This is a genomic window from Treponema sp., from assembly GCF_017430385.1.
GTDB lineage: Bacteria > Spirochaetota > Spirochaetia > Treponematales > Treponemataceae > Treponema_D.
The window spans coordinates 1-25768 of record NZ_JAFRNB010000101.1; the positions used below are offsets into that span (position 1 = coordinate 1).

20 protein-coding genes are annotated in these 25768 nt (G+C 44.2%); 9 read left to right on the top strand and 11 right to left on the bottom strand.

Going from position 1 to position 25768, the window contains the following annotated elements; genetic code table 11:
• The 4 genes from IJJ71_RS06935 to IJJ71_RS06950 all read left to right on the top strand — a co-directional run.
• Window positions 1–485: hypothetical protein (locus tag IJJ71_RS06935; protein ID WP_296846102.1), on the top strand; the 485-nt coding region annotated here is incomplete at its 5' end.
• A 26-nt stretch (window positions 486–511) separates the two neighbouring features.
• Window positions 512–1531 carry a hypothetical protein gene (locus tag IJJ71_RS06940; RefSeq protein WP_296846103.1) on the top strand — a complete coding sequence of 340 codons (1020 nt, stop codon included), beginning with the start codon at window positions 512–514 and terminating at the stop codon, window positions 1529–1531.
• Between the two features lie 9 nt (window positions 1532–1540).
• The gene (locus tag IJJ71_RS06945) at window positions 1541–2968 is read left to right on the top strand and encodes a CsgG/HfaB family protein (RefSeq protein WP_296846104.1); all 1428 of its coding nucleotides are present in this window, start codon (window positions 1541–1543) and stop codon (window positions 2966–2968) included.
• Between the two features lie 71 nt (window positions 2969–3039).
• Window positions 3040–3354: a hypothetical protein gene (locus tag IJJ71_RS06950; RefSeq protein WP_296846105.1), complete on the top strand. Its 315-nt coding sequence runs from the start codon at window positions 3040–3042 to the stop codon at window positions 3352–3354.
• Between the two features lie 121 nt (window positions 3355–3475).
• Here IJJ71_RS06950 and IJJ71_RS06955 read toward each other — a convergent pair whose 3' ends face one another.
• On the bottom strand, window positions 3476–3757 hold the full coding sequence (locus IJJ71_RS06955) for a DUF2442 domain-containing protein (protein WP_296846106.1): 282 nt from the start codon (window positions 3755–3757) through the stop codon (window positions 3476–3478).
• Between the two features lie 3 nt (window positions 3758–3760).
• Complete coding sequence (locus IJJ71_RS06960) at window positions 3761–4021, bottom strand: DUF4160 domain-containing protein (RefSeq protein WP_296846107.1); 261 nt, start codon at window positions 4019–4021, stop codon at window positions 3761–3763.
• Window positions 4022–4264: 243 nt separating this feature from the next.
• Here IJJ71_RS06960 and IJJ71_RS06965 point away from each other — a divergent pair, with 243 nt between their 5' ends.
• Window positions 4265–5536, top strand: coding sequence for a hypothetical protein (locus tag IJJ71_RS06965; protein ID WP_296846108.1), 1272 nt, complete (start codon window positions 4265–4267; stop codon window positions 5534–5536).
• A 235-nt stretch (window positions 5537–5771) separates the two neighbouring features.
• A complete protein-coding gene (locus tag IJJ71_RS06970) occupies window positions 5772–6167 on the top strand; it encodes a hypothetical protein (RefSeq protein WP_296846109.1) in 396 nt (131 codons plus the stop codon).
• Between the two features lie 2 nt (window positions 6168–6169).
• Here the strand turns inward: IJJ71_RS06970 and IJJ71_RS06975 are convergent, their stop codons facing one another.
• Entirely contained in the window at window positions 6170–7492 is a 1323-nt protein-coding gene (locus IJJ71_RS06975; protein ID WP_296846110.1) for an ArsB/NhaD family transporter, read from the bottom strand.
• Between the two features lie 112 nt (window positions 7493–7604).
• On the opposite strand from IJJ71_RS06975, the gene IJJ71_RS06980 reads away from it, so the two are divergent.
• The gene (locus IJJ71_RS06980) at window positions 7605–8285 is read left to right on the top strand and encodes a rhomboid family intramembrane serine protease (RefSeq protein WP_296846111.1); all 681 of its coding nucleotides are present in this window, start codon (window positions 7605–7607) and stop codon (window positions 8283–8285) included.
• 164 nt (window positions 8286–8449) lie between these two features.
• Here the strand turns inward: IJJ71_RS06980 and ychF are convergent, their stop codons facing one another.
• The gene (ychF, locus tag IJJ71_RS06985; protein WP_296846112.1) at window positions 8450–9580 is read right to left on the bottom strand and encodes a redox-regulated ATPase YchF; all 1131 of its coding nucleotides are present in this window, start codon (window positions 9578–9580) and stop codon (window positions 8450–8452) included.
• A gap of 271 nt (window positions 9581–9851) precedes the next feature.
• On the opposite strand from ychF, the gene IJJ71_RS06990 reads away from it, so the two are divergent.
• Window positions 9852–11294: an ATP-binding protein gene (locus IJJ71_RS06990; RefSeq protein WP_296846113.1), complete on the top strand. Its 1443-nt coding sequence runs from the start codon at window positions 9852–9854 to the stop codon at window positions 11292–11294.
• A 232-nt stretch (window positions 11295–11526) separates the two neighbouring features.
• On the opposite strand, the gene IJJ71_RS06995 is transcribed toward IJJ71_RS06990, so the two are convergent.
• The 7 genes from IJJ71_RS06995 to polA all read right to left on the bottom strand — a co-directional run bounded on the left by IJJ71_RS06995 (window position 11527) and on the right by polA (window position 22498).
• Window positions 11527–12207, bottom strand: coding sequence for a P-loop NTPase family protein (locus IJJ71_RS06995; protein ID WP_296846114.1), 681 nt, complete (start codon window positions 12205–12207; stop codon window positions 11527–11529).
• 245 nt (window positions 12208–12452) lie between these two features.
• Window positions 12453–14543, bottom strand: coding sequence for an elongation factor G (gene fusA / locus IJJ71_RS07000; protein ID WP_296846115.1), 2091 nt, complete (start codon window positions 14541–14543; stop codon window positions 12453–12455).
• Between the two features lie 169 nt (window positions 14544–14712).
• On the bottom strand, window positions 14713–16188 hold the full coding sequence (locus IJJ71_RS07005; RefSeq protein WP_296846116.1) for a hypothetical protein: 1476 nt from the start codon (window positions 16186–16188) through the stop codon (window positions 14713–14715).
• Between the two features lie 242 nt (window positions 16189–16430).
• Window positions 16431–17396: an SPOR domain-containing protein gene (locus IJJ71_RS07010; protein WP_296846117.1), complete on the bottom strand. Its 966-nt coding sequence runs from the start codon at window positions 17394–17396 to the stop codon at window positions 16431–16433.
• 254 nt (window positions 17397–17650) lie between these two features.
• Complete coding sequence (locus tag IJJ71_RS07015; RefSeq protein WP_367113229.1) at window positions 17651–18613, bottom strand: InlB B-repeat-containing protein; 963 nt, start codon at window positions 18611–18613, stop codon at window positions 17651–17653.
• Between the two features lie 171 nt (window positions 18614–18784).
• Window positions 18785–19456, bottom strand: coding sequence for a dephospho-CoA kinase (gene coaE, locus IJJ71_RS07020; RefSeq protein WP_367113228.1), 672 nt, complete (start codon window positions 19454–19456; stop codon window positions 18785–18787).
• Complete coding sequence (polA, locus tag IJJ71_RS07025; protein WP_296846118.1) at window positions 19457–22498, bottom strand: DNA polymerase I; 3042 nt, start codon at window positions 22496–22498, stop codon at window positions 19457–19459.
• Between the two features lie 188 nt (window positions 22499–22686).
• On the opposite strand from polA, the gene IJJ71_RS07030 reads away from it, so the two are divergent.
• A complete protein-coding gene (locus IJJ71_RS07030) occupies window positions 22687–25533 on the top strand; it encodes a VIT domain-containing protein (protein ID WP_296846119.1) in 2847 nt (948 codons plus the stop codon).
• Window positions 25534–25768 lie beyond the last annotated feature (235 nt).

Here is a 25768-nt window from a genome sequence, read left to right on the forward strand (position 1 = left end):
CGAGGGCTTCAAAAGAAGCAAAACAAAGCGAACTGATTAAAAAACTAGATTTTGCAATGATTTTGAATCCTGACCGTGCTGAAAAATATGGTGGAACTCGTAACAAAATCTCTGACATTGAGGCTGCAATCCGAAAAATAGCAAAAAGTTCTTCTGTTTCTGTAAAAGTTTCTTCGGATTACGAGGATCGGATTTCAAAAGCCGTCAAAGGAACTTTCTCAAAAATTGGAATAAAAACTCTAAATGAAAACGCAGAATATCTTTGTTCTGTAGAAATCTCTGAGAACACACAAACTCTCCCTGCTGGAACATTCTTCACGCCATCTTTTACGATTCAAATTGAAAAGGCTGGCGAAGTGATTTATTCGGTAAGCAGGCAGCTTAAAAAAATAGGGGCAAAGAATGAATCTGTTGCAAAACAACGGGCTTTTTCTGCAGTTGCAGGAGAGATTCAGAAATCTTTACAAAGCGAATTAGCCTTTTAAAGGCATAAAATATTTTGGAGGAAAATATGAAAAAAATTTTGATTGGATTTGCTGCGATTGCAGCAATTATGGCGACAAGCTGCGGAAGTACAAGTAATGTGGCTTCAAATGTGAGTACAAAGCCTGCGTCAAACTCTGGCGTAACTGTTGCGGGAAAAGAGACTGTCGTTGTTGACTGGGATGGACGAACTCTTGGAATGGAAGCGACCCCGGCTTGGCTTGCTTCTGCCGTTCGTGGTGACTTTTCTGCGTATATTGCTGCTTTCAAAAAGAAGGACGGCGATGTTTACCGTCGTTCAACTGGAACTGGTGCGGATGTTCGCTCTGCAACAATGCGTGCTGATATGGCTTATGCCCGAACAATTGCACGAGAACTTCAGCAATCAGTCAATGTTTATGCGGCAGAACAAGCTCGCTCTGGCAATTTGAGTGATGCAACCCGACAGGCGATTGAGGAAGTCACAAAAACTCAGTCAAATGCAGAGATAACAGGACATCAGAAAGCAACAGAATATTGGCAGCAGGTTGTTGAAGTTGACCCTGTTTCTGGTGAGAAAAAGACAAGCTATATTGTTTATCAGATTTACCAGATTCCAGCAAATACATGGGCGCAGACAACTGCGAAATATGTCAAACAGGTTTTGGGTGGCGTTGCTGACGAGCTCAGCCCTGAACAAGATTTTGTTAAAGGTTTGGTAAGCGAGATGATGCATGATGCCCGATTCCCGACTGTTATGAGTCAGGAAGAAGCAAAACAGAAAGCTGAAATCAATAAACAGATGGCTGATGTTCAGGCTTCACTTGCACCGGCACAGCAGAAAGCCGCCGCAGAGCAGGAACTTGCAAAAATCATGCAGAACGCAAAGACAGAACGCACAAAAATTGCAGCTGATGCCAGCGTAAAAAAGACGGAAGCTGTAGCAGATGCGACAAAAGCAGCCTATCTTTCAGGAAGTCCGGTTTATCAGGCTGCGGCAACTGTAACTGGTGCAGACAAAGAATGGGCTGATGCCGAGGCTCTTGCAGCAGCAATCTTGTTCAACTAGGAGAATAAAATGAAAAAAATCATCGTCACATTATTTTCTATGATGATGATTTTTTTGTCCTCATGCGGCTCAACTGCAGAAGTAAGTGAGGCTGCTCCAACGACAGAAAAATCATCATCTGTAAAAGAAACGAAATCAGACAAAAATTTATACAAAGGTGCAGGTCTTGTGATTGCCGTCACAGCCCCGGAAGTACGAAATGGCGGAAAAGCTGAAAGCTGGATGCCACAGTTCTTTCAGGATTCAATCACGGGAAATCTTGCGAAATATTCAAAAATGACTGTCCTTGACCGTGCCAACGAAGATTTGACAAAAGCAGAACAGGAACTTGGTGAGACTGGCTTTTACACCGAAGAAAATGCTGTTCAGCTTGGGCAGATGACAAACGCACAGTATTCTGTCTTTGGTTCAATCACGGCACTTTCGTCTTCGTATGAACTGAACTTCCGTGCGATAGACATCACTACGAATGAAATCAAGGCTGCTTACAACGACAGGGCTGGTTCAAAAGAAATTGAGGATGGAACAACTATTCGTGCAATTATCACAGAATTGCTCGACGGTCTTGGAATTGGATTGTCTGAAAAAGAAAAAGCTCAGCTTGCTAAGACCGATAAAAAATCCTTGAACGCAACAAAATCGCTTGCAAAAGGTGCCGCCGCAGAAAAAGCAGACAATCTGATTGAAGCACTTGCATTCTATGCGGAAGCACAAGAAAACGGAGCGACAAAAAAAGAGGCTAGTATTGGAATCGATAGCATTTTAGGAACGAACGGCACTGTTTCAGGAGATGCGATTGCAAATCTGAAGGCGCAGGCAGAATATGAGAAACAGCAGGAAGCAAAATGGAAAAAGATAAGGACTGATTTTTATAACTATTGTTATGCGAATGCATTTATAATTGTCTATGATTTTTCACAAGTTGAGAGTAAATTAGATTCGAGTGGAGATAGCATATCACTTTCGATTATGCCTGGTATAAAAATTATACCAAATAGAAAAACTCTTTTTGTTGCAAAAAAAATTCATGATGAATGGGACAAAATTAAAAGTAATCCTCAGAATACTAATCGTCTTTGGGTACGCCGTATGGGTGATTGTGTTCCTAATACTCTTTCTTCTTTAGTTTATCAATTGAAAATTGGCTTATTTGATGAAACTGGGTATTGTATTACCGAAAAAAGAGTTCCTGATGATGCATGGGGATTAGAACAGAGAGATATTTCCATTGATAATTTAAAATCTCAAAAAATGTACTTTAATGATGAACCGTTCAAAAAATGTTACATTGGGGGAATATCATTATCAAAAATACCTGATGATGGAGAACTTTTAGTCAAACCTATAGAACTAACATCTTATGGGGGTGGAAAATTGAAAGTTGAATTACCTATTATGTCAATCGATGAATACAACGAGTGGGCAAAAGACCAGTAACAACAAAATCCGCCGTGCCATTTGGCATGGCGGGGTGTCGGGGAGAGTTAATTTTTGTGTGTGGAGAAAATATGGCAGATTGTAAATTAGATGATGAGATTAAAAGCGAGGAAACTGTTTTGCAGCATCAGCAAAAAGTTCTTGTAAGCGATTTAAAGCGTCGAATGAATGTTAATGTTGAAAATCAATTTGAAATTTATGAAAAACTAAGTGAACTTGAAAAAGTACGAATTATAAAAAATCTTGAAAAAAACTATTGTCAAAAAGAAGATGATGAGGTGATAGAAAAAGATGGATATGTCGGTTGGAAAAATGCAAAAGGAATTACGCCTTATGATATTAATCCCGAACTGCTGAAAAAATATCCTAGTGATGATAAATCATAGAAATTTTTGACTAATTTTCAGTGATTTCTCCTCGGCTTAGGGATTGTAGTGGCGGCGAAGCCGTTGCGGGCTTGCCCGCAATGGAGTGCGAAAGCACGGAACCACGGTAAGCCCCCCTCCCTTACGCAATTTCCTGTAAGGGGTCGGCTATTTCGATTCCTTCATTATAGAGAACATAAGGATCCAGATCTAAGCAATTTGAAGAATCGTATTTGCCATCGAGTGTCCATGCCAGAGTATGATTCAGCACGGTGCAATTATTTTTATAAAAATCAATATCTTCGAGGCACTTAAAAACCCCCTGCCCGACAAGGTGAGAAACATTGTATTTTTTGATTTTTCCGTCAACAAAATAAAGAACGACATCGTAATTGTCCTGTGGGTAAACCTGTACAACTTCCATAGACTACTCCAAAGGTTTGATTTTTTCAGGCATTTTATTATTTTTTGCCTTTTCCCATCTGTCTAAAAGTTCAGATTTGTGAATTTCCGCCCATGCCAAAATCAGTTTGAGTTTATTTGCTGGAAATACCCCTTTTAGAACAGAAACTGAGTTTATATCTACAAGAATGTCTGCCCCATTGTACTCAGCATGAAAGTGCGGTGGCATATGGTCGTTCCAATAGACATAAATTTTTATTCCGTTAAATTCACTCAGTAATGGCATTTTCTTACCTCACCTTTATTTTATTATAGAAGTTTTTATTTGTCAGTAAGTATTCGATAGATTTTCCCCAAATGAAATGAACCTATCTTTTTAGTGCACTTTTTTCAAGATTTTAAAAGCAAAATAGTGCAGTTTTTTCACTATTTTAAACGCCTAAAAGTGCAGTTTTTTCAAGATTTTTACACTCTATGATACACCAGCTTTTTATGTTATAATTTTCCCCAATAAAAAGGATATCCAAAATTGAAAAAAATATTTCGTTTTGCAATCAAAAATATTTTCATTTTCCTCTTTCCACTTTCCGTTTTCAGTTTTCTTTCTTGCGGCAATTCTTCCCCAGTCGTAATCTGGACTGACCGGCCGGAAATCGTTTCTTATGTCGAGTTTTTCAATGTCGCGCAGAACAAGGCTAAGGCCGTGGTCGTTTATAAAGAAAAGCTTGCCTCGGCTCTGCCTCCTGCGAAGGATGAGCAAAATCCTGACCTTGTAATCGGCTCGTTTTTGCGGAATTCCCGCATCAAAAAGAATTTTGCTTCCCTTAACCGCGTTTTTAATCGTAGTCAGATAAATCCTGCTTCAATTTATGAGCCGCTGCTTGAATATGGCAAATTCAACGGCCGGCAATACCTGATTCCTGTGAGCTTCAATCTTCCGACAATGATTTTCTCGCAGAAAAATTATGATTTGATTCAGGAGGATATGCTTGTTGATTCCGATACAATCCGTGACTCAGCGGGGCTTTTTAATCAAAAATCGGAGCATGATGTCTTCGTAAAAATGGGCTATGCTCCTTCCTGGGATGCGAATTTTATCTTCCATGTAGCAAAAATGAACGGAATCGAGTTCACTGAAAAAGGAAATGTCTTCTCCTGGAACTCTGATTCCCTCAATTCAACAATTGACTACATCAAAAACTGGTCCCGTGACAAAAACGGCGGCACTTCGGCTGAGCAGGACTTTTCTTTCAAATATCTTTACGCACCTGCCCACAAGCTCATAAATTCCGATCGTTGTCTTTTTGCCTATATCAAAAGCAATGATTTTTTTAATATTTCCAGCGGACAGACTGAGAATATTGCGTTTCATTGGCTCGGAAAAGATGAAAAAATCTTCGTGAACGATGACATGACCAGTCTCGGCCTTTATCGTAAGACAAAAAATGCAAGTGCTGCATACGAGTTCATAAACTGGTTCTTCACCGAAAGCACTCAGCGCAATCTTCTTGAGCGTGCCATGAGAATGAACCTTGACACCCAGACTTTCGGAATTTGCAGTGGTTTTTCTTCTATTAAAAGTGTGAATGAGCGCGTTTTTCCTAGCTTCTACAAAACCCTGCTTGGAAAAATGCCGTCCGAATCTGCTTTAGTTGCGCCGCTTCCTCTTCCTGCGCGTTGGGAAAGTCTTAAAGAGCGCGTGATTATTCCGTATCTTTCTGAAGCCACAAATACCGACAACGAGACGGCAATTAAATCCGTTGAAGAGCGAATCGCGGCCTGGCGAAATCAATTCAATTAACGGGGCGTTGCGTGGTGCCCCCGCAGAGTGGGGGACGACGCAACGAAGTGCGGACTCGCCCTACGAGCATAGCTCTTCGGGAGATTCGCTAAAAACTCACCTTGTGAGTTTTTACACTGCTTCTCAGTGCCGCTCATTAGGAGAGACTTCTCCCCTTATTTTTTTTCTAATCTCTTCCTCGCATTTTCCGATAATTTAAACAAATAAAAGTAGGTGGGAAAAGCGAGGTGCGATTATGGTAAATGGAGTTTCATTAAACGCAAGCAGTTTTAATTATTCGGGGGTAGTTTCTAATGGGGGACACGGAAAGCTTTATGTTCCTGTCGCTCAGCAGAATGTCATTTACGCTCATTTTGATCATGTTACTGGAGTGGCCGCAAAGCCGAATCAGAAGGGCGTTTCAATTTCTAAAATCCAGATTCTTAATTCGCTTTTGAATCAGCTTATTTCGATGAAAAGCAAGCCTCAGCTTGATGCAAAAGTCGAAAAAATGAGTGATTCACAGCTCGACGCGCTTATCCAGAGCACGCAGACGAAAATTCAGACAAATATTCAGGTCGCTCAGGCAACCGGCTACGGGCTTGCAGGTGCTGCCCCACAGCCCGGAGCCGTATTCAGTTTGGACGCTTAAGTTTAAGCCCAGAGAAGCCAAAGGACTGCTGCAGCCGCCGCGGTTGTAATCAGTGTGAAAGTGCCGCCCAGTTTGAGCCATTTTGCAAAGCTCATCGGGTGGCCTTCTTTTTTTACGATGCCCATTGCAACGACATTCGCGCTCGCACCGAAAGGAGTGAGGTTTCCGCCCAAACAAGATCCAATCAAAAGCGTGAAAAGGAATAGCTCGCGGTTGATTCCCATGCTTTCTGCCATATTGCCGGCAACAGGGAGCATTACGATGATGTAAGGAACATTGTCAACGAAGCCTGAAATGAAAATAGAAACTGCAAGAATCAGGATAAAGCCCGCAAATTTGCTTCCGCCAGTGATTCGCGCAAGGAAATCTGCAAAATCTTTGAGCAAGCCGGTTTCACTGATTGCTCCGACCACGACGAAAATTCCAATCAAGAATGCGATTGTTTCCCAGTCCAGGCCTTTGACAAGTTCCCAGGTCTCGCTGCCTGTTTTTTTCTGCGAGAAAATGTACCAGAGAATGCCTGCTAAGCCCAGAACCATCACAAAACCGCCGGAAAGGAATGGCACTTCATTCGGAATAAAAGAAATTGCTGCCAGACCAAAAATCAAGCCGAGCAGAAGTATTGCCGGAACGACAGAAATCACCGGCTCGCCCTCAACTTCAGTTTTTTCTTTGAGGCGCGCGAACACGGCGTAGAAGAAAATACAGCCCGCAAGCAAACCGCTCTGTACGATGAAGAAAATCGAGAGCCGGCCCGCATGAACAAAGAAGTCGTTGAAAGTGTAGCCCGCATAACTTGCAAAAATCATGCTCGGCGGGTCTCCAACCAAAGTTGCAGTTCCTTCAAGATTTGACATTACGGCAAGTCCGACCATGAACATAGTCGGATTCATCTTGAGTTTTTTGCAGAGTGAAAGCGCAATCGGAGCCATTACGAGCACAGTCGCAACATTCTCAACGAAAATCGAAATAATTCCAGTCATTGCGAGAATAAGAACAATCGCAAGGCCTGTGGAAGGGCTGACCTTAACCAGAAAATCCGCAATCTTTGCAGGGACCTTCGAATACAGAAAAAGAGCCGCAATCGTCATGCTGCCCACGTAAATCATGAGCACGTTCCAGTTGACGAGAGATGAAAAAGCATGTGTGAGCGCGTAAAATCGCCCGCTTCCGCTTGTAAAAATTGCCCCAGGAAAAGCAATCCCAAGCCCAATCACCAAAAGCGCCGCAACGCTCGTAAAAATTACCTTTTTGTCCTGCTTTGCAATTACAAGCGCATACATCGCCACAGCAAGAGCAAGCACCAGCCATTTTAAGTTTACCATGAAAGCTAGTATATCTGATTTCCCGCCCCCTCTCAACAGAAATAGAAAATTGTATGTTAAATCTGTGTTAAATCGTCTTTCCTTACCCTTTTATTTTGCCGATAATCTCAATATGAAAAAAAAGTTTCGTGTCACTTATAATGCCCCGGTAACTCTGACCTTCGCAATCATGTGCGTCGTAATCCTTTTGCTGAATGATTTTTTGCTCGGAAAACACTTGATTCCCGCGATTTTCACAGCTCCAGGCCGAATCGGCTCAAACGGCGGTTTCAATTACAAGAGCGGGCTCGATTATTTCAGACTTTTTCTTCATATTCTCGGGCACACCGACTGGAACCATCTTTTAGGCAACTTTGCTTTCATTTTGCTGCTCGGTCCTCTCATGGAAGAACGTTACGGCTCAAAAATGGTTTTGCTGATGTTTGTCGTTACGGCCTTTGTCACGGGCGTCATAAATGTCTGCCTTATTCCCCGGCCTTTGCTCGGTGCCAGCGGTGTTGTTTTCATGCTGATAATTCTTGCTTCAATCACAACTCTCGATAAAAATGTGATTCCGCTGACTTTTATTTTTGTGGTCGCGATTTATCTCGGCCGTGAATTGATTAACGCCCCAAAAGCAGAGAATATTTCAACGGTTGCCCACATTGCAGGTGGTTTGTGCGGCTCAATGTTCGGATTTATGGTTGCCCCAAAAGCGAAAAAGACTGGCAAAAAAGATTCTGAAAAGAAAAATACTGAAAAATCAACCGAATCAGAAAAAGACTCAACTGTAATCGGCACGCTTGAGATTTAAGATTTTATGGCGTTCAAATAACGCCAAGAACGAATGGCGTTACCGCCTTTCGGCGGTCGGGCTTTTCAGGGTTACGCTACCGCTTCATTGCTTCATTCTTTCGCTGCGCTACATCATTACGCAACGGCAGATGCCGCCCTTACAATCCCTAACGCTAGTCTTTGTTAGACATTGAATTTAAAGAAAATACAGTCTCCGTCCTGAACGACGTAGTCCTTGCCTTCCTGGCGGTATTTTCCGTGAGCTTTGATTTCAGCTTCGGTTCCGTACTGGCGCAAATCTTCTACAGAGTAAACTTCGGCCTTGATGAAGCCTTTCTCAAAGTCTGTATGGATAACACCAGCTGCCTGTGGAGCTTTGTCGCCTTCGTGAATTGTCCATGCACGGCATTCATCCGGGCCACCTGTGAAGAATGTTCGCAATCCCATGAGATGATAAGCTGCGCGAGCCAAAACTGTAAGACCGCTTTCTTTGAGCCCGACGCTCTCCATGAAGTCCTTGCGGTCTGCCTCGTCTTTGATGTCGGCAAGGTCTGCCTCGAATTTACCACAAATTACGATGACTTCACTCTTTTCCTCTGCTGCAATTTTTTTAACCTGCTCGACATATTTATTTGTGCCCTTAGCGATTGTGTCCTCATCAATGTTGCACACGAAAAGCTGTGGTTTAATTGTGAGAAGATGAAGGTCGTAAATTCCTTCCATTTCTTCTTCTGTTAAATCAGCCTGGCGGGCACATTTTCCGTCCTGGAGCAAAGGCAAGATTTTATCGACTGCGCTTCGGTAGCCGGCGAATTTCTTTTCTTCGGCTTTTCCCATTGCACGAATCTGGCGGGTAACTTTGTCCTCTCGTTTTGTAATCGTGTCGATGTCTGCCTGACAAAGTTCATAGTTAATAGTAAGAATATCGCTCTCAGGATCAATTGAAGCGTCTGTTTTGGCATCTTCACGAACGTGCTGGATGTCAGGATTATCAAAGCATCGTACAACGTGAGCGATTACGCTTGTTTCGCGGATGTTTGCAAGGAACTGGTTGCCCAGTCCTTCACCTTTTGACGCACCCTTAATCAAGCCCGCAATATCAACGAAGTCAACTGTTGCGGCAATTTTCTTTTTTGGCTGGAAAACGCTTGCCATAAAATCAAGGCGTTCATCTGGAAGCTCAACAACACCAACATTTGGATCAATAGTACAGAAAGGGTAATTCTCAGCAGGTGCCGGAGATTTTGTCAAAGCAGAAAAAATAGTAGACTTTCCGACATTTGGAAGTCCAACGATACCACAAGTTAATTTCATTATGATTCCTCGAATTTTCAGGGATGGCCGAGAAAATTAAAACCACCCCAATAATCTAATATAATAGAAGATTTTATTCTTATTTCGGATTTTTTACAATATGGTAGAAAAATGCCCTGTTCGCCAACTTCAAAAGCGATTGAACTGGATTGAAGTGCATTTGAAGTGCGTTTGAAGTTGACATTGAAGTGCGTTTGAAGTACGATTGAAGTGCGTTTGAAGTAACTTCAATCGTATATTGAAGTTTATTGAAGTGCTTCAAGGGGGAAAAATGACTCTAAATGATATCGCCGTGGTGCCAAAACTCGAATCTTTTAATCTGGAATGTAAATCTCGCTTGAGCCGTGACAAAGTTGAAGGGTGGCTTAAAACAATCGCAGGGTTTTCAAATTGTTCCGGCGGTTCTTTTTTTGTCGGTGTAGAGGATAAAACTCACAAACTAATTGGATTCTCTCAAACTGATGCTGACAACGAACGCAATTTTTTCAACAATCAGGTGAATGAGCATCTTTTTCCTCGTCCGGCAATTAAAATCTCTTTTTTGAGCTATGAAAACAACGGCAAAGAACTTTTTATAATTCGTATTGATGTCGCTGAGTCTAATCTTAAGCCTGTAATTGTCAAATTTAAGAATGTTCCTTCTATATATATGCGTCGTGATGGCTTTACGAATGGTGCGACTTATGAAGAAATAATTGAGATGAGCTTGCGAAGTCAAAAAGCTCAGTTTGATGTGCAGGATACGGAAGAGCCTTATAACCGGGAAGATTTTTCAAAATTGCACGCTTTTTTCAAACTCCACAACCCGGAAGGTGAGTTGACTAACAAGGCTCTTCTTTCGCTCGGATTTTTCACAAAAGATAACATGCTCAAAAACGGAGCTTTTCTTTTCTCAGACAAATATAACGGTTCAAAGACCGAAGTCCAATGTTCTGTGTTTGCCGGATTTAACAAAGGCAGTGATCGCGTTGTAACAATCAACCGTTTCAACGGAAATCTCACGGACTCGATTGCTTTCATGCAGGAATTTGCGAATCAGCGAATGAACCACAGCTTTGTAAAGCTCGATGATTCCCGCGAGAATATTGATGCTTACCCTGAGCGCGCCTTGTTTGAAGGAATCATAAATTCAATTGCTCATAGGGATTATTACTTGGACGGCACTCAGATTCAGCTTGATATGTTCAAAGACAGACTTGAAATTACTTCGCCGGGCAGTTTTTATCAGGGAGAAAAATTTGGCAAAACTTATGATCTATCAAATGTGATTTCCAAACGGCGGAACGAACTGATTTGTGCCGTGCTCGTGAAGTGCAATGTCATGGAAGCCGCAGGAACGGGCTTTGACAAAATCATGCAGGCTTATGCCGATGTGGATGAGGCACACAAACCTTACATAATCTCAAAATCCGACCATTTTACGCTCGTACTTCCGGATTTAACTTTCGCAGGTGGAGTGCAGGACGGCTCTCTGGTGGCAATTGACTATTTTCCACCAAAAAATGCTTCCGAGCATGATGAGAAAATCCTTTCGTTCTGTTATGAAAAATCACGGAAAGCAGGCGAGATTGCGGCTTTTCTCGGTCTTGCCGATTCATCATATTTCCGAAAAATAATCCTTGAAAATCTTGTCGCGCAGGAATATCTAGTAAAAAACAAAAAATCCGGCATTGCATATTATTACACAAACAGGGATAAAGTGAAGCGTGATTAAGGGCAATCGTTGTTTTTATCAATAAATATTTTCGGCGAGTTGTAATAAATATTTTCGGCGTTTCGTAAAAAAATCCCGCACCTCAACGAAGCGCGGGTTGCCCCACATGGATGTGGGGAATGAGCAAAGAGAGAAAATTCAAACGGCAAAGTCAACGATATTTGCCGTGTTTGCCTTTAGGTGAACAGAATTTTCTCGTAAGAACTAAAAATACAAGGATGTATTTTTAGTTCTAAGCCTTTGTAATCAACAATGTCTTAGTGTCGAGCTTGAGTCCAGCCTCAACATTCTTTTTGTCGTGGATTTTGAGAACATCAACTGCAACTGCATCTGACTTCTGGTTCAAGTGAACGACTGCTGAGAAGTAGCCTTCGAGGTTTGCAGGAACAGAATCAGTGAGCTTGTCGCCCTCTGCTGTAGATGCGCCCCAAACTGTTACATTCTCTTTCTTTGCGTACTCAGAGACAGCCTTGATGTCGTCCTCAGAGACTTTTGCGAAGTCGATTCCGTCGAGGATAACTCCTGCAACTGCGATTCCGCCTGCTTTGAGAGCGTTGAGTGTGTTCACAACTTTTGAAAGAGAGAAGTTGTCGAGAGAGAAGTTAAGGACTGTTCGTTTTGAAACGATTGACTCCTTAAGCTCTGCTGCGTTTCCGACATTCTTCTTTTTTGCAAGCTCTGTGAAGATTCCGTCGTACCAAGAGATAACATTTGAAGAGTGAAGGTCAAATGTTACATGTACGAGCTGTTTGTCCTGCAAAAGTGTATCCATACCGAACTGAACGAGAACGGAAGTTTTTCCCAAGCCCTTCTTTGATGTTACGAGGCCGATTTCGCCAGCCTTCAAGCCACCTTCTGTTGCTGCGTCAAAAAGACGAATTGTGCTCTTGTCGTAAAGATCCTGTTTAACCATAATTAACTCCTATAAAATCTGTTTTAGAAAGATGTTGCATGGGGGCAACTGATTCGAAAGTTTCTGCCAACGGCAAAAAACTGGACGTGATAAATTACGTTGGACTAGATTTTATCATGCCTCCTTAGTTTTAAACTCTCTTTAATATATTATAACACGACTTTAAAAAAAAGGGAAACTGATTTTTCAGTTTCCCTTTCGCCTTTGAAAGCAAAATTAATTAAGTTGTCCTAAGACTGCTTTAATTACTTTTGTGCTGCTTTTCGCTCTTCCTGATATTTCTTGATGAGCTCATCAGCAACATTGTTTGGAACGCGTCCGTATTTCAAGAATTCCATTGTGAATTCTGCTTTACCCTGTGTTGAAGAACGCAAGATTGTAGAGAATCCGAACATTTCTGAAAGTGGAACTTCAGCGTTAACTACAGACATGTTGTTCTCATCAGTAGACTCAAGAATTACACCACGGCGCTGGTTGATAAGACCGAACATGTTACCCTGGAATTCTGTAGGTCCTTCGATAGAAACCTTCATGATTGGCTCAAGGATAACTGGCTTTGCCTTCTCGTAAGCTTCGCGGAATGCACCAATAGCTGCAGTCTGGAATGCGATATCAGAAGAGTCAACTGGGTGGTACTGACCATCGTTGATTGTACATTTGATACCAACAACAGGAGCTCCGATGAGGGAACCTTTTTCCATTGCGCGTCTGAAACCTTTATCACAAGATGGAATGTATTCGTTAGGAATAGCACCACCCTTGATTGCGTCTACGAACTCGTAGTCTTTGTCTGCCAATGGCTCCATGAATCCGGCAACACGACCGTACTGACCAGAACCACCAGTCTGCTTTTTGTGTGTGTAGTTGAACGAAGCCTGTGTTGTGATAGACTCGCGGTAAGCTACTTTTGGTGGAGTTACTTCAACCTCACATTTGTACTCACGCTTCATTCGCTCAACGTAAACGGCAAGGTGAAGCTCACCCATACCCTTGATGATTGTCTCGTTAGACTCTGGATCAAGCTCTGTCTGGAATGTCGGATCCTCTTTTGTAAAGCGGTTGAGAGCTTTAGCAAAGTTAGCTGCCATTGATTTGTCTTTTGGTTTAACAGCCTGTGAGATAACTGGTGTTGGAACGAACATTGAAGTCATAGCAACGTTGATTCCTTCGCCACAGAATGTATCGCCAGAAGCACAGTCAACACCGAACAAAGCACAAATGTCGCCTGGTTCGCCGACTGAAATATCTTCCATTGCAGCAGAGTTCATGCGGACAAGACGACCGACCTTGAATCTCTTCTTTGTGCGGACGTTTGTAAGCTCTGCGCCTTTTGGCAAGCGTCCCTGATAGATACGGATGTATGTGAGCTGACCGAACTGACCGTCATCAAGTTTGAATGCAAGTGCAACACATGGCTTGTCTGGAACGTTGAACAATTCAACCTGCTCCTCGTTTTTGTCGAGGTCAAGACCATAGTTGTGAACTTCTGTTGGGTTAGGAAGGTATCGCTCAACACCGTCGAGAAGTGGCTGAATACCTTTGTTGACATGAGCTGAACCACAGAATACACCAACGAACTGCTCTGCCAAAGTTCCTTTGCGAACAGCCTTGATGATCTGCTCTTCTGTTGGCTCTTTTTCCTCAAGAAGAATCTCCATGAGCTCGTCGTCGAAGTTAGAGATAGCGTCCAAAAGTTCTGCGCGGTATTTTGCAGCGTCGTCCTTCATGTTTGCAGGGATTTCTGCAACGCGGACATTCTCACCGTTGTCGCCGTCGAAATAGATAGCTTTCATGCCTACCAAGTCAACAACGCCTTCAAGTTTGTCCTCAAGACCGATTGGAAGTTCCATCATGTGTGAATTGAGACCGAGTTTGTCGCGGAGCTGATGGCATACGCGGATTGGGTTTGCACCCTGGCGGTCACATTTGTTTACGAATGCGATTCGAGGTACATGATAGCGTTTGAGCTGGCGGTCAACAGTAATAGACTGAGACTGAACACCTGCAACAGCACAAAGAATCATGATAGCACCGTCAAGAACGCGGAGTGAGCGTTCAACTTCGACTGTGAAGTCTACGTGTCCCGGTGTGTCGATAAGGTTGATAGTGATGTCCTTCCACTGAACCTGTGTAGCTGCTGACTGAATTGTGATACCGCGCTCGCGCTCCAATTCCATGTTGTCCATTACAGCACCAACACCGTCCTTACCACGAACTTCGTGAATCGCATGAATCTTGTTACAATAGAACAAGATGCGTTCTGATGTGGTAGTCTTACCAGAGTCAATGTGGGCACTGATACCGATATTACGTACTTTAGTAATATCAAAAGCCATATTGTTTACCTCTCAAAAAAGAATTTCCAAATATTTGTAGAATTATAAAAGTATATAGAAAAATCGAGCCTTGTTCAATAGTTTTTGAGGGGGAAGTCTCCCCCTAGCTCCAACCGCTCGCGTTTTCCGCTACCCCTTCTGCGGGCTCAATCGCCGCCCGCAACGCCTGCTAAAACGGCACGATTACGGCAATTTTCATCGAAGAGCGAAAATATTTCCTCTTCAAACAATAGCTTACCCCCGCATTAATTTCCCCTGCGTGTCTTTGCCCGTCTTTCATCGTCAAATCCACTCCAGCCTGGCCAGTCAGGTTTGCTTTTGGAACTGCAATTTTTGCGCTTGCGGAATAAACTTCCTTCAGCATGGCTTTTCCCGTCAGAGGCGGATAATTGGTGTAGCTCCCCGAAAGCGAAATTTTTGCCGCTTTTCCTGCCAGCGAAGAACTTGCCGCGTAAGAATAATATTCTTCCGGCCGCGCTGAATTTGTCGGCGGCTCGCCATCAAGCAGAATGTTCGCGTGTGTCCAGTCGAGCCTTAAATCAAAAAATCTGCTCTCATAGCTTGCCGCAGCCCGCACCTTCGCCAGATTCAGCTGCACAGGCGTGTTCGTTGCCGTGACCTTCCAGTTTTCCAAAACCGCAAAACCAAGCCTGAGCGACGAAGCATTTCTGTCATCAAACAAAAATAAAATCTGTGGATTCACGCTTGCCTGCTCGACAGTCCTCGTAATTCCGGAAGAGCCAATCAGCGGCGCGACTTTCGGAGAATCTTTTGTGGTCGGAATCGCAAAATATGAAAAATTCACGAGCAAGGCCCGGAAACTCGTCCGTCCGTCAATCTTGAACCAAAAAGGATTCACTTGATATGGATTTTCATGAATTCCTGAATGAAAATTGAGCTTCAAAAAAGGCGAGTGCAGGCAGAATTCCGAAAGCCAAACATTAAAAAAATCCGCCTTAAAATCAGCATTGTTTTTCTTTAAAATTTTTAAGTTTTCTTCTATATAAAAGCGGCCTATAGAAAGCACCGCCTGAACAAAAACGCTCCTTCCCAAGTCTTTTTTTGCCGAAAAACAGCCGGCACATTCTTTGTCCTCGTTAAAAAATCCTTCCGCACCAAACTGAACCGGGAAAATCTTTTCGTCCGTTCTGGCACAAATCGAATATGAAACAGGCTGCCTGCTTGAAGTAAGCGTCGGGAGAGCCGCCCCAAATCCTGTCGAGAACGCGAATGATTTTGCAAGCGGATTCGCCGTAGCAGCCGGAGCCGGATTTTTCATGCGCGCAACTGACTTTGAGAAAGAATTGTGCCCGATTTTTATCGCCGTCGGAAAAGTCTTTTTGAAAAGATAAAGCCCTACGCCAAGTCTCGGCTCGTCAAGCAAATCGAGTTTTTCTGAAAAATCTTCTGCCTCGTCAATCTGTTTCAGTTCAGTTTTCGGCAGAGACACATATCCCCGAAAATCCGCATCCCTGAACGAAAGCCGCAATCCCGCATTTCCCGAAACAGCCTTTTCTTTCTCAGTTTCATCCCGCGGAATCGTAAAAGCCGTCGCCGCCTTGAATTCCGCAAAATTAAAAAATTCTTCGGCACGGAGGCTCCATGCGGCACTCCAGACCAAAGCCGGCAAAATGCAGAAAATCAATCTGCGCCCAAAGGATAAAATCCCCAAAAATCTACATGATATTTTCATGCATATTAATAGCAAAAAAAAGTTGATTTTTGGCAACGCAAACGGAAGAAAATGGAAAAAAAGTCAAAAAAACTTGGAAAAATCAAAAAAAATTCGACATTCAATCTAAAAAATAAAAAAAAGCCGGCTGAAATCTGAACCTTCAAACTCCAACCAGCTTTTTCAAGGAGGATTTATCTTATTATTTTTAAATACTAGTTAATCGATGTGTTTACAATCACGCTTTTTGCAGAAGCAAACTTGTCAATCATTGCGATTCTTGTCTGCCAGTATTCAGCTTCGCTCTTTGTGATGTACGGACCGACTCGAACGCGGTAGAAAGTCTTGCCGTTTGAATCAGTGAAAGTGAACACCTCGCTCGGAATCTTGTTTGATTCGAGAGTCGTTCTTGCTTCGTCAGCATTTCTCTTGCTTGTGTAAGCCGCAGCCTGAACCCAGAATGAATCAGGAGTTTTTTTAGCCGCAGCCGCAACTTTCTTTGCAGTAGAAGCTTTTGGAGCCGGAGCTTTTGCAACGGCAGTTGAGCTTGAAGCCTTAGCGGTTGATTTTGGAGCCGCTTTTGCAGTTGCAGTCGCAGTCGATTTCGGAGCCTGTTTTTCAGGAGCAGCCTTAGTTACAGGAGCCGGAGTGTAATAATTTTCAGCAACTGGCTCTTCGTAAGAAGTTTTTGGCTCAGTCTGGCGGTTCGTGTTAATCTGATTTGCTGTCATCTCGTTCTTTGCGATGATTCCGTTTCCGTTGTTCGGAGTTGCTTTGAGCGAGTTCAAGTCGATTGTTGTAGTCTCGTTTGAATAAACAGTAGTATTGTCAGCAATTACAGTGAGCTTGTCCGCATGAAGAGCATTGTCAGAATTCTGGGCAGTTTTCTGTGACTCAGAATTATTGTCAATTGAAGTGAATGGAGAAGGAGTGAGAGCCGCAGTCTCGTTTGGTGCAGAAGTCTCAGTGTTGAAAGAGAGAGAGCTTTCTGGAACCGGAGTTGCCCCCTGTTTTGTAGAACTAATCCAGCCAGTAGTCGGATCAAAGCCAGCCTGCAATCCAGATTTTGCGCCGGAAGACTGATTCAAAGAAGGTGAATAAAGAATTAAAGCTGCGCCAACAACAACAAGAAGAAAAATTCCAGTCGCCGCGACAATCCATAAAGTTTTTTTCTGTTCCATAAAAATCCCCTCGGAAGTTTTCATTCCTATAGATTCAGTATCGGATTTTTAGGAAAAATGTTTAGGAAAAACAAAAAAATGGGCGTGCCCCCGCCTTGCGGCGGGGTCGGGCTATCCGCAGTTCCGCGCTCAGAGCGCTCCATTCGTCGCAACCTTACGGTTGCTTCACGAGTTTGCTTTGCAAACTCGCACGAACGGCTGTCGCCGCTGCTACTATCCCTCACGCAAGCTCCGCTTGGACTTAAACCGAAGAGCTACTGTGCGTCCTCTGTAGTCCAGCCAGACGGGATGCCGTGTTCGCCGGTTGTCCAGCCTGTCGTGCTGGCAGGTCTTACGAAGGTGCCGCTTGTTGCAACGCTTCTTACCCAGATTGTGGTGCAGCTTTCTGCAGAAATATTAGTTGCAAGACACTTGATATAGCTGAGGATTGTACATTCAGTGAACATATTGGAGTAACAGCTCTCTGTAAGCGTTGCTGCTGGCAGGTAGAGCGTCTTGGTAGCATGATTCTTTATATGGGAGTTCTGCCAAAACAGCCTGTTAAATGCATATCCCGTCGTCAGAGTCGTTTCCTCTGGATTCCATTGGCTTGCGCTGGTGGCTCCTGTTTCAAGCGTGACTAGGCTCATAATGTTGCCGTACACATAGCAGTCTGCCGTGCAAGAAATTTCCATATTTTTGGTACCGTAATTTGCTGAATTTCCAGAACTTTCCGCATAGAAGCAAATTATGTCATTTGCCTCAACAATTATATCATGTTCCGCTGCGCCACCACATGAAGTAAGTTCTCCACCATTTTTAGTAAATTTAAGTGTAGACCATGGATTGGTTATTGTAATTGAGCCAGCCGCAATTGCTTCAAGGGTAAGCGGTATGTTTTTTGAAGCATGTTCAAATACCGCAGACACATTCACATTGCTTTCTGGCATCGTGAACTTGTATTTTGTTGGGGTGTTGTTATCTGGCATTGTCGTTACTTCTCCGCCTGCCGCTTTTGTTACAGTAAGAGTTTTAAGCTTATAGCCTGTTTCTGGCGTTGCCGTGAGCGTAACGCTTGTGCCTTTTGTGGCGCTTGCGGGATTTGCGGTCACGGTTCCGTGTTCAATGCCGCTTGCAATGGTTACGGTGTAGGAAGCAGAATCTGGTGTGTTGACAATTTCACCGCTACCATGAACGCTGCAGGCACTTATAAGGGAAAGAAGGGAAATGAGTACTATAAATACTCCCCTATTTGTATAGTTCTTTCATAAAGAACCTCCTGTAAATAGATGTAAGGTCTGCTTGTGAATTTTACGGGCGTATCATCAGCGTATTTGCTGTGCGTCCTGCGTTGTCCAGCCTGTTGGGATGCCAGAGCCGCCTGAGCTCCATGTGTCGCCGGTATTTCACTAGTTTCTGACAATCTCTACAGGAATGTTTAATTTTTCTGCGGCGCACATGTATTCTTTGAGAAGATTTTTCTGATTTTTGAACCGTGCGAGAATCTGCTTGAGCGGCATTTTGTCGCGTTTTTTTGCCCGGATGAGCCTTTTGAGGGGATTTGCCTTTACGAAGACAATTTTTTCGCATTTTGAAAGAAGCTCAGGGGTTTTAAAAAGCACCGTAGCGTTCAGAATCACGCTTTTCCCGCTGTTTTTTTCAATGAATTGCTTTGTAAGCTCAATAATTTTGGGATAAACGATGGATTCCTGTCGTGCGAGCAGTTCCGGGGCTGAAAAAACAATCTGACCGAGCGCCCGCCTGTTCAGAGAGCCGTCGGAGTTCAAGAGAGAAATCCCGCGCTTCTCCGCCTCGCCGCCAAATGCCGAAATAATCTGGGGCGTGCAAAGAGAAATCGCGGTGTGAGCAGTCTTGTCCAAATCCAAAGAGACAAACCCTTCTTTTTCCAACTGAGAGCAGATAAAATTTTTCCCTGCCGCCATCTGCCCGGTGATACAAATAATTTGGGGTTTTAGGGGCTTGCCCCTAGGCGAAGGGGTAGGCGGAAATGGCGAAGCCATTGTAGCCGAGGGGGAGACTTCCCCCCTTGAATTTTCCGTTTTCCGTTTTCCGTTTTCCATTTAGTGGAAGCACCCCCAGTTTTTGCCGTGCTCGATTGAGACTCGGAGCGGAACGGACAGCTTTACGGCGTGCTCCATTTTGTCGCGGATAAGTGCGATTGCGTCCGAGATTGCGTTTTCATCGTCCGGGCACTCAAAAATCAGCTCATCGTGAACCTGGAGAAGAAGCCGAGCCTTGCTTTGAGTTGCTTTAAGGGCTTGAGCCACATCAATCATCGCCTTTTTTACGATGTCGGCGGCACTTCCCTGAATCGGAGAATTTTTTGCGACCCGGATTGCGCCTTCTTTTTCCATTTTGTTCTTACTGTTGATTGCAAGAATTTTTCGGCGGCGATCAAAGATTGTCTTTATGAAGCCTGTTTCTTCGGCATGGCATACATTTTCGTCAAAGAATTTTTTTACGCCAGAATAGACCGCAAAATAGTTTTCGATGAAATCTTTTGCCTGGCCGCGGCCGATTCCCAAATCTTTTGCGAGCGAGAAGGCTCCCATTCCGTACATGAGTCCGAAATTGAGGGTTTTTGCGCTTCTTCGCATTTCCGGAGTGACATCCTTCATGTCTACTCCGTAAATCAGGCTGGCCGTTGACTTGTGGACATCGACATTGTTGTTGAAAGCATCGCAGAGGTTTTTGTCGCCGCTCAAGTGTGCAAGGACAACAAGCTCAATCTGCGCGTAGTCTGCGGAAATCAGAACCGTGCCTTTTTCGGCTGTGAAAGCCGTTCGGATTCGACGGCCTTCTTCGCTGCGCACAGGAATGTTCTGTAAATTAGGGTCTTTTGAGGAAAGCCGGCCTGTTGCGGTTCCTGTCTGCATGAAATTCGTGTGAATGCGGCCGTCACTGTCAGCCTGCTCCGGCAAAGTCTCGACATAAGTAGAAAGAAGCTTGGCTTTTGCCCTGTATTCAAGGATTTTTGCCGGGAGCGGGTCAAGTTCCGAAAGTTCTTCGAGGACGCTCGTGTCCGTAGAGTAGCCGGTCTTCGTTTTTTTGCCGACAGGAAGTTTTTTCTCCTCAAAAAGAACCGTTCCAAGCTGTTTCGGGGAAGCGATGTTGAACTCATGCCCCGCAAGCGAGAAAATTTCTTTTTCGATTGAAGAAAGCTGGTTTTTAAGCTCGACGGCGTAATCTTTGAGGTAATTTGAATCGATGTGGATTCCGTTTGCTTCCATTTGGGCAAGAATTGGCAAAACTTTCATTTCCATGTTCCAGAAAAGCTCGGAAAGATTTTCCTCTTTTAAGCGGCTCTCAAAGTGATTCCAAAGCTGGAGAGTAAAATCCGAGTCCTCGCTTGAATATGAAGCCGCCGTTTCCAAATCGACATCGGCGAAAGTTTTTCCTTTTGGAACGATTTCGTCAAATTCCGTGCCTTTGAGGTGAAGAATCGTTTCCGAAAGGTATTCGAGCGAGTAAGCAGTTTTTCCGCTTCGGTCAGGCTCCAATAACCAAGCAGCTATCATTGTATCGGCAATTTTCGCAACGCAGTTCCTCGCAGGAGGCGGGGTAAAAGCAGAGAGAGAATTTTCCTTCGGAAAATTCTCGTGCGAATCCAAAAATCCATGGATGGATTTTTGGTTCGGAGCAATCATCGTGTCTGCAAGTCGGGCAACAGTTCCCGTTGCGGCATTTTCTTTGCAATCCTGACAGCCGCACCAGTCCTCAATTTTTATGAAGCCCTGTGAGTCCAGAACTTTGAGGTCAAATTTTGCGTTGTGGAGAATAATAGTGCATTTCGGGCTGTAAAAAAGCCTATGAATCTCTTCCAGAGCATCTTTTTTTGAAACGCCGACTTCCTCAGAAAACAAATCTCCGCCGCCGCTTGCAATCGGAACATAAACTCCGCTTCCTTTTTCATAAGAAAGCGAGAATCCGAGAAGATTGGCCTCGAATGTGTTAAGAGAATCTGTCTCAGTGTCGAAAGCAAAAAGTGGATTCTCTTGCGCCAAAATTTTGTCGATATATGAAGAAAGCTCTGCCGCATCGGTAATCGCCTTGTAATTTCCTTGATTCTTGAGTGGAACAATGCTTTGGCTCAGGCTGTCAGAGCCAGTTTCTGAAAGTTCCGCAGTTTTCGGGGCATTTTCTTTCTTTGAAGGGCTTGCACCTGCGAACAAATCTCCCAAATCAGCGTCTGCATTTGAAGCATTTGCCGCACTTCCTCCAGCTTCCGCACGATAATCTCTTGCAATAGCACGGATTTCGAGAGCCGACATTTTTTCTGCCGCGGATGCAAAGTTGAGCTTCGTAGTACAGCAGTCGCCAATTCCGCACAAATCAGGAACTTCTGTACAGAGCGTAATCAATTTTTTTGAGAAGAATGCGTTTTCTCGGTCGCCTCGGATTTTTTCGCCCAAAGCTCCTTTGATTTCATCCGCGTGCTCGTAAATTCCTTCGAGAGTGCCGTATTCGGTGAGAAGTTTTACCGCCGTTTTCTGCCCGACTCCCTTTACGCCCGGAACATTGTCCGCCGTGTCTCCCATTAAAGAAAGCAAATCAAGCAGTTTTGTGGCCGGAACTCCCCAGTCTTTTTCAACGCCAGCCTCATCAAGCTCCGCCCAAATCTGAGTTTTATCCGGCTTCATGCAGTGGATATGAGAATTTGTAAGTTGCTGTAAGTCCTTGTCTGCGCTCAGAATGACACAGTTTCTGCCTTCCGACTCGGCTTTTTTGGCAAGAGTCGCAATCACATCGTCAGCCTCGTAGCCGTCACGACGAATCACGCGGATTCCAAGCGTTTCCAGAATATCTTCAATCCACGGAATCTGCGCATGCAAATCTTCCGGCGTTTTTGGCCGGGTCGCCTTGTATTCGGCATAAAGCTCGTGCCTGAAAGTGGCCGTTTTTGAGTCCATCGCCGCGACCATGTATTTTGGCGAATAAGTTTTTAAAATCGTAAGCAGGTTCCTGAAAAATCCAAAGACCGCAGAAATATTTTCGCCGCGTGAGTTTGTGAGCGGCCGTGAAATAAAAGCAAAATACTCGCGGTAAATCAATCCGTAAGAATCCAGAACAAAAAGCGTATTTTCATTGATAAAATTTGACATTCTTCGATTATAGCTTGATTTTTAAATGTGTGCGATAGGGCGTCTCCCTCACTTGCGTTCGGGTCGGCTGTTCCGTGGCTCGGTACCCTCGGTCTTCCGCTTCGCTCCAGACTGGCTTCGCCACCACTCCATAGCCTGGCGCGTCTGATATTTTTGAAACTTTCTTCCTCGCCAATCATTTTATTTATATGAACAGATTCATTTTATGCGCAAAACGGCTGGCTTTTATCGCCGTAATCTCAATTCTTGGAAGCAGCTTCGCTTTCTCTGAGCGAAATATCAAAATCAAAATTGCGGGTGAGAATGTAAAAAACAATCCTGTAAATCTTACCCTTGCTTCATCTTCCACTGAACGGCTCGGAAACATTTTGATTACTTCGATAAATTTAATCGTCGCAAACCAGAGTGACCGGATTCTCGAAGGTGAGCTTGAATTTCCGCTTGAAGAAGGCGAGTCCGTAATCGGCTATGCGATTGATGTGAACGGAAAGCTCCGAAAAGGCGTTGTCGTCGAAAAGGACAAAGGCCGCCAAGTTTTCGAGGCTGTTGTCCGCCAGGGAATCGACCCAGGCTTAATAGAAAAAACGAGCGGCAACAATTTCAAAACCCGCATTTACCCGATTCCGGCAAAGGGGCTTCGTCAGATTCAGGTCACGGTTCAGGGAATCGAAAAAAATCCTGCAAATTTCAAAGCAGGCATTTTCACCGAGACAATTGGAAAAGACACTTATTTCTATTCTGCAAGGCAAATTTCTGCCGCATCGCGCCCGAAAACGCTCCCAAAAAATCTTACGGTCTGGTGGGATGTATCTTCCAGCGGCGAAAAACGAAATCTTGAATCTGAAATTGAATTCCTAAAATCTTACATCAAAAAACTCGATGCTCCAAAAATCGCGGTTTATCCCTTTGCAAATGAAGTTCTTGCGGGGCAGGTTTTTGAAATCAATGGCGAAAAAGATTTGAAATCGCTCGAAAATTTCATCAAAAATCTTGAATACGACGGCGCGACAAATCTCGGCTTCGACTGGGCAAAGTTCGGCGGCGACGAGATTCTTCTTTTTACGGACGGTCTTGGGAACTGGGATGATTCATACGGAAGAAAACAAGGTCTTGCTGAGAGTGCGGTTCCTAAGTCTGCTCAAAAGGGCAAAATCACCAAAAATCAAAAATCACCTTCAATCTATACAATCAATTCTTCGGCTTCCGCTGACCACGCGTGGCTTTCTTCTCTCGCACAGAAAAATGGCGGCGTTTATGTGAATCTTTCGGCTCTTGGAAAATCTTCGGTTCAAGAAAAACTTTCTCTTATGACAAGCGAGCCTTACCGCCTGATTCGTGCTGAATATGATTCAAAAGCTGTCGGCGAAATCTATCCCGAAGAAGGAAGCGTTGTTTCGGGCTGCTTTACGCTTTCCGGGCTTCTCAAAAAGAAAAATGCCGAAGTCAAATTGTATTTCGGGCATGGAAACAATGTCGAGGAAACTGTGACCGTAAAACTCAGTTCTGTTGGTGGAATCGAAAGCAAAAATGTCGCGCGGCTTTGGGCTTCTCAAAAAATCGATTCTCTTTCAAAAAATTACGACAAGAACAAAGACGAAATCATCTCGCTCGCAAAGAAATTCTCAATCGTCACAAAAGACACTTCCCTGATTGTGCTTGATACTGCCACCGATTATGCCCGATACGGAATCGTGCCTCCAAAAGATGACGAAAAACTTTATTCCGAATATGAAGAAATTGTGGCTCGGCAAGGAAATTCGATTTTCAAGCCTCAAAATTCAGAAGAAAGCGGAAAAATCCCGGAATCTGTTTACAAAACTTTCAAGGATTTCAAAAAATGGTGGAATACGAGCCTTGAGGATTTCAAAAAGCAGAAAGAAAAGAAAAAGAAGGAAGGTGGAATTATACGGCCGCTTAGCCTCAGCAGAAATAATGAATCACGAAACGAAGTCTTTTTGGATTCCCTTGCGGAAGAAGATTCTGAACTTGTTTATTCGGATATAAGTGAGCAAGCCGTGCCTAATGAATGGACTGGCACGGGCTACAATCCAGAAGTTCGTGCTGCTGCTCCAATGATGATGGCAAAATCTGCTGTCAGAGAAAATCCTTCGGCTTCAAAACCATCTTCAATCCAGCTTCAGGCTTGGTCGCCAAATGCGGAGTATCTTTCAGCTCTCAAAAAGTGTGAGACTGCCCAAATGTATCAGAAATATCTTTTGCTCAAAAAAAATTATGGCACATCCCCGGCCTTCTACATGGAAGTTTCTGATTATTTTGCCGAGGAAGGCCTTGAGGCTGAGTCGATTAGGATTCTTTCAAATCTTTCCGAGCTTGAACTTGAAAACACGGACATTCTTCGTGCGTTGGCGAACAAACTTGTCGAGCGGAAAAACTATGCTCTCGCAATTCCTGTCTTTGAAAAGCTTGTTGCTCTCAAAGGCGAAGTTCCCCAGTTCTACCGCGATTTGGGAATGGCTTACCATCTTTTTGGTGATGAGCAGAAAGCCTGCGAAACACTTTACAAAGTTGTCCAGAAAAAATGGGACGGACGGTTTGATGAAGTTCAGCAGATTTGTCTTAACGATATGAACGCGATTATCGCAGAATGTGAACGAAAGAAAATCAAGCTTGACCTTTCGGGCTTTGACAAAAAACTGATTCAGAATTTCGATGTTGATGTCAGAATCATTCTCACATGGAACACTGACGACTGTGACATTGATTTGTGGGTTACAGACAAGGACGGCGAAAAATGTTTCTACGGAAACAGAATCACCCGGAACGGAGCAAGAATGAGCCGCGACTTTACGCAAGGCTACGGCCCCGAAGAATTCTGCATAAAAACAGCTCCGGGCGGAAAACTCAAAATCGAAGCAAACTATTACGGAAATCACCAGCAGAAAGTTTTGCAGCCGGTGACAGTCCAGGCCGAAGTCTACACGAACTTTGGCCGTGAAAATCAAAAGCGGGAAGTCCTAACGCTCCAGCTGAATGAAGTGAAAGGAACTTTCCTGATTGGCGAGGTTGAGTTTTAATATGGCGCGACCCCGCGTGCTCCGGGCTTTGCGCGGTTCCGCCATCCGGCTCCATGCCGCGCCGCCCATGCCGGGGCCAGCCCGCGGGGCAGGGACGCCCCCCCGCTCTGCATGGCAGTCCGTTCCGGCTGCGGGCAGGTCCTCCACCCGCGGCATGGCCGCCGCGGCACGCTGCGCGCCGCTCCAATCCCGCGCGTCATCATCCGGCGGCCATGCGCCCCCCGTCTTCGCGCTC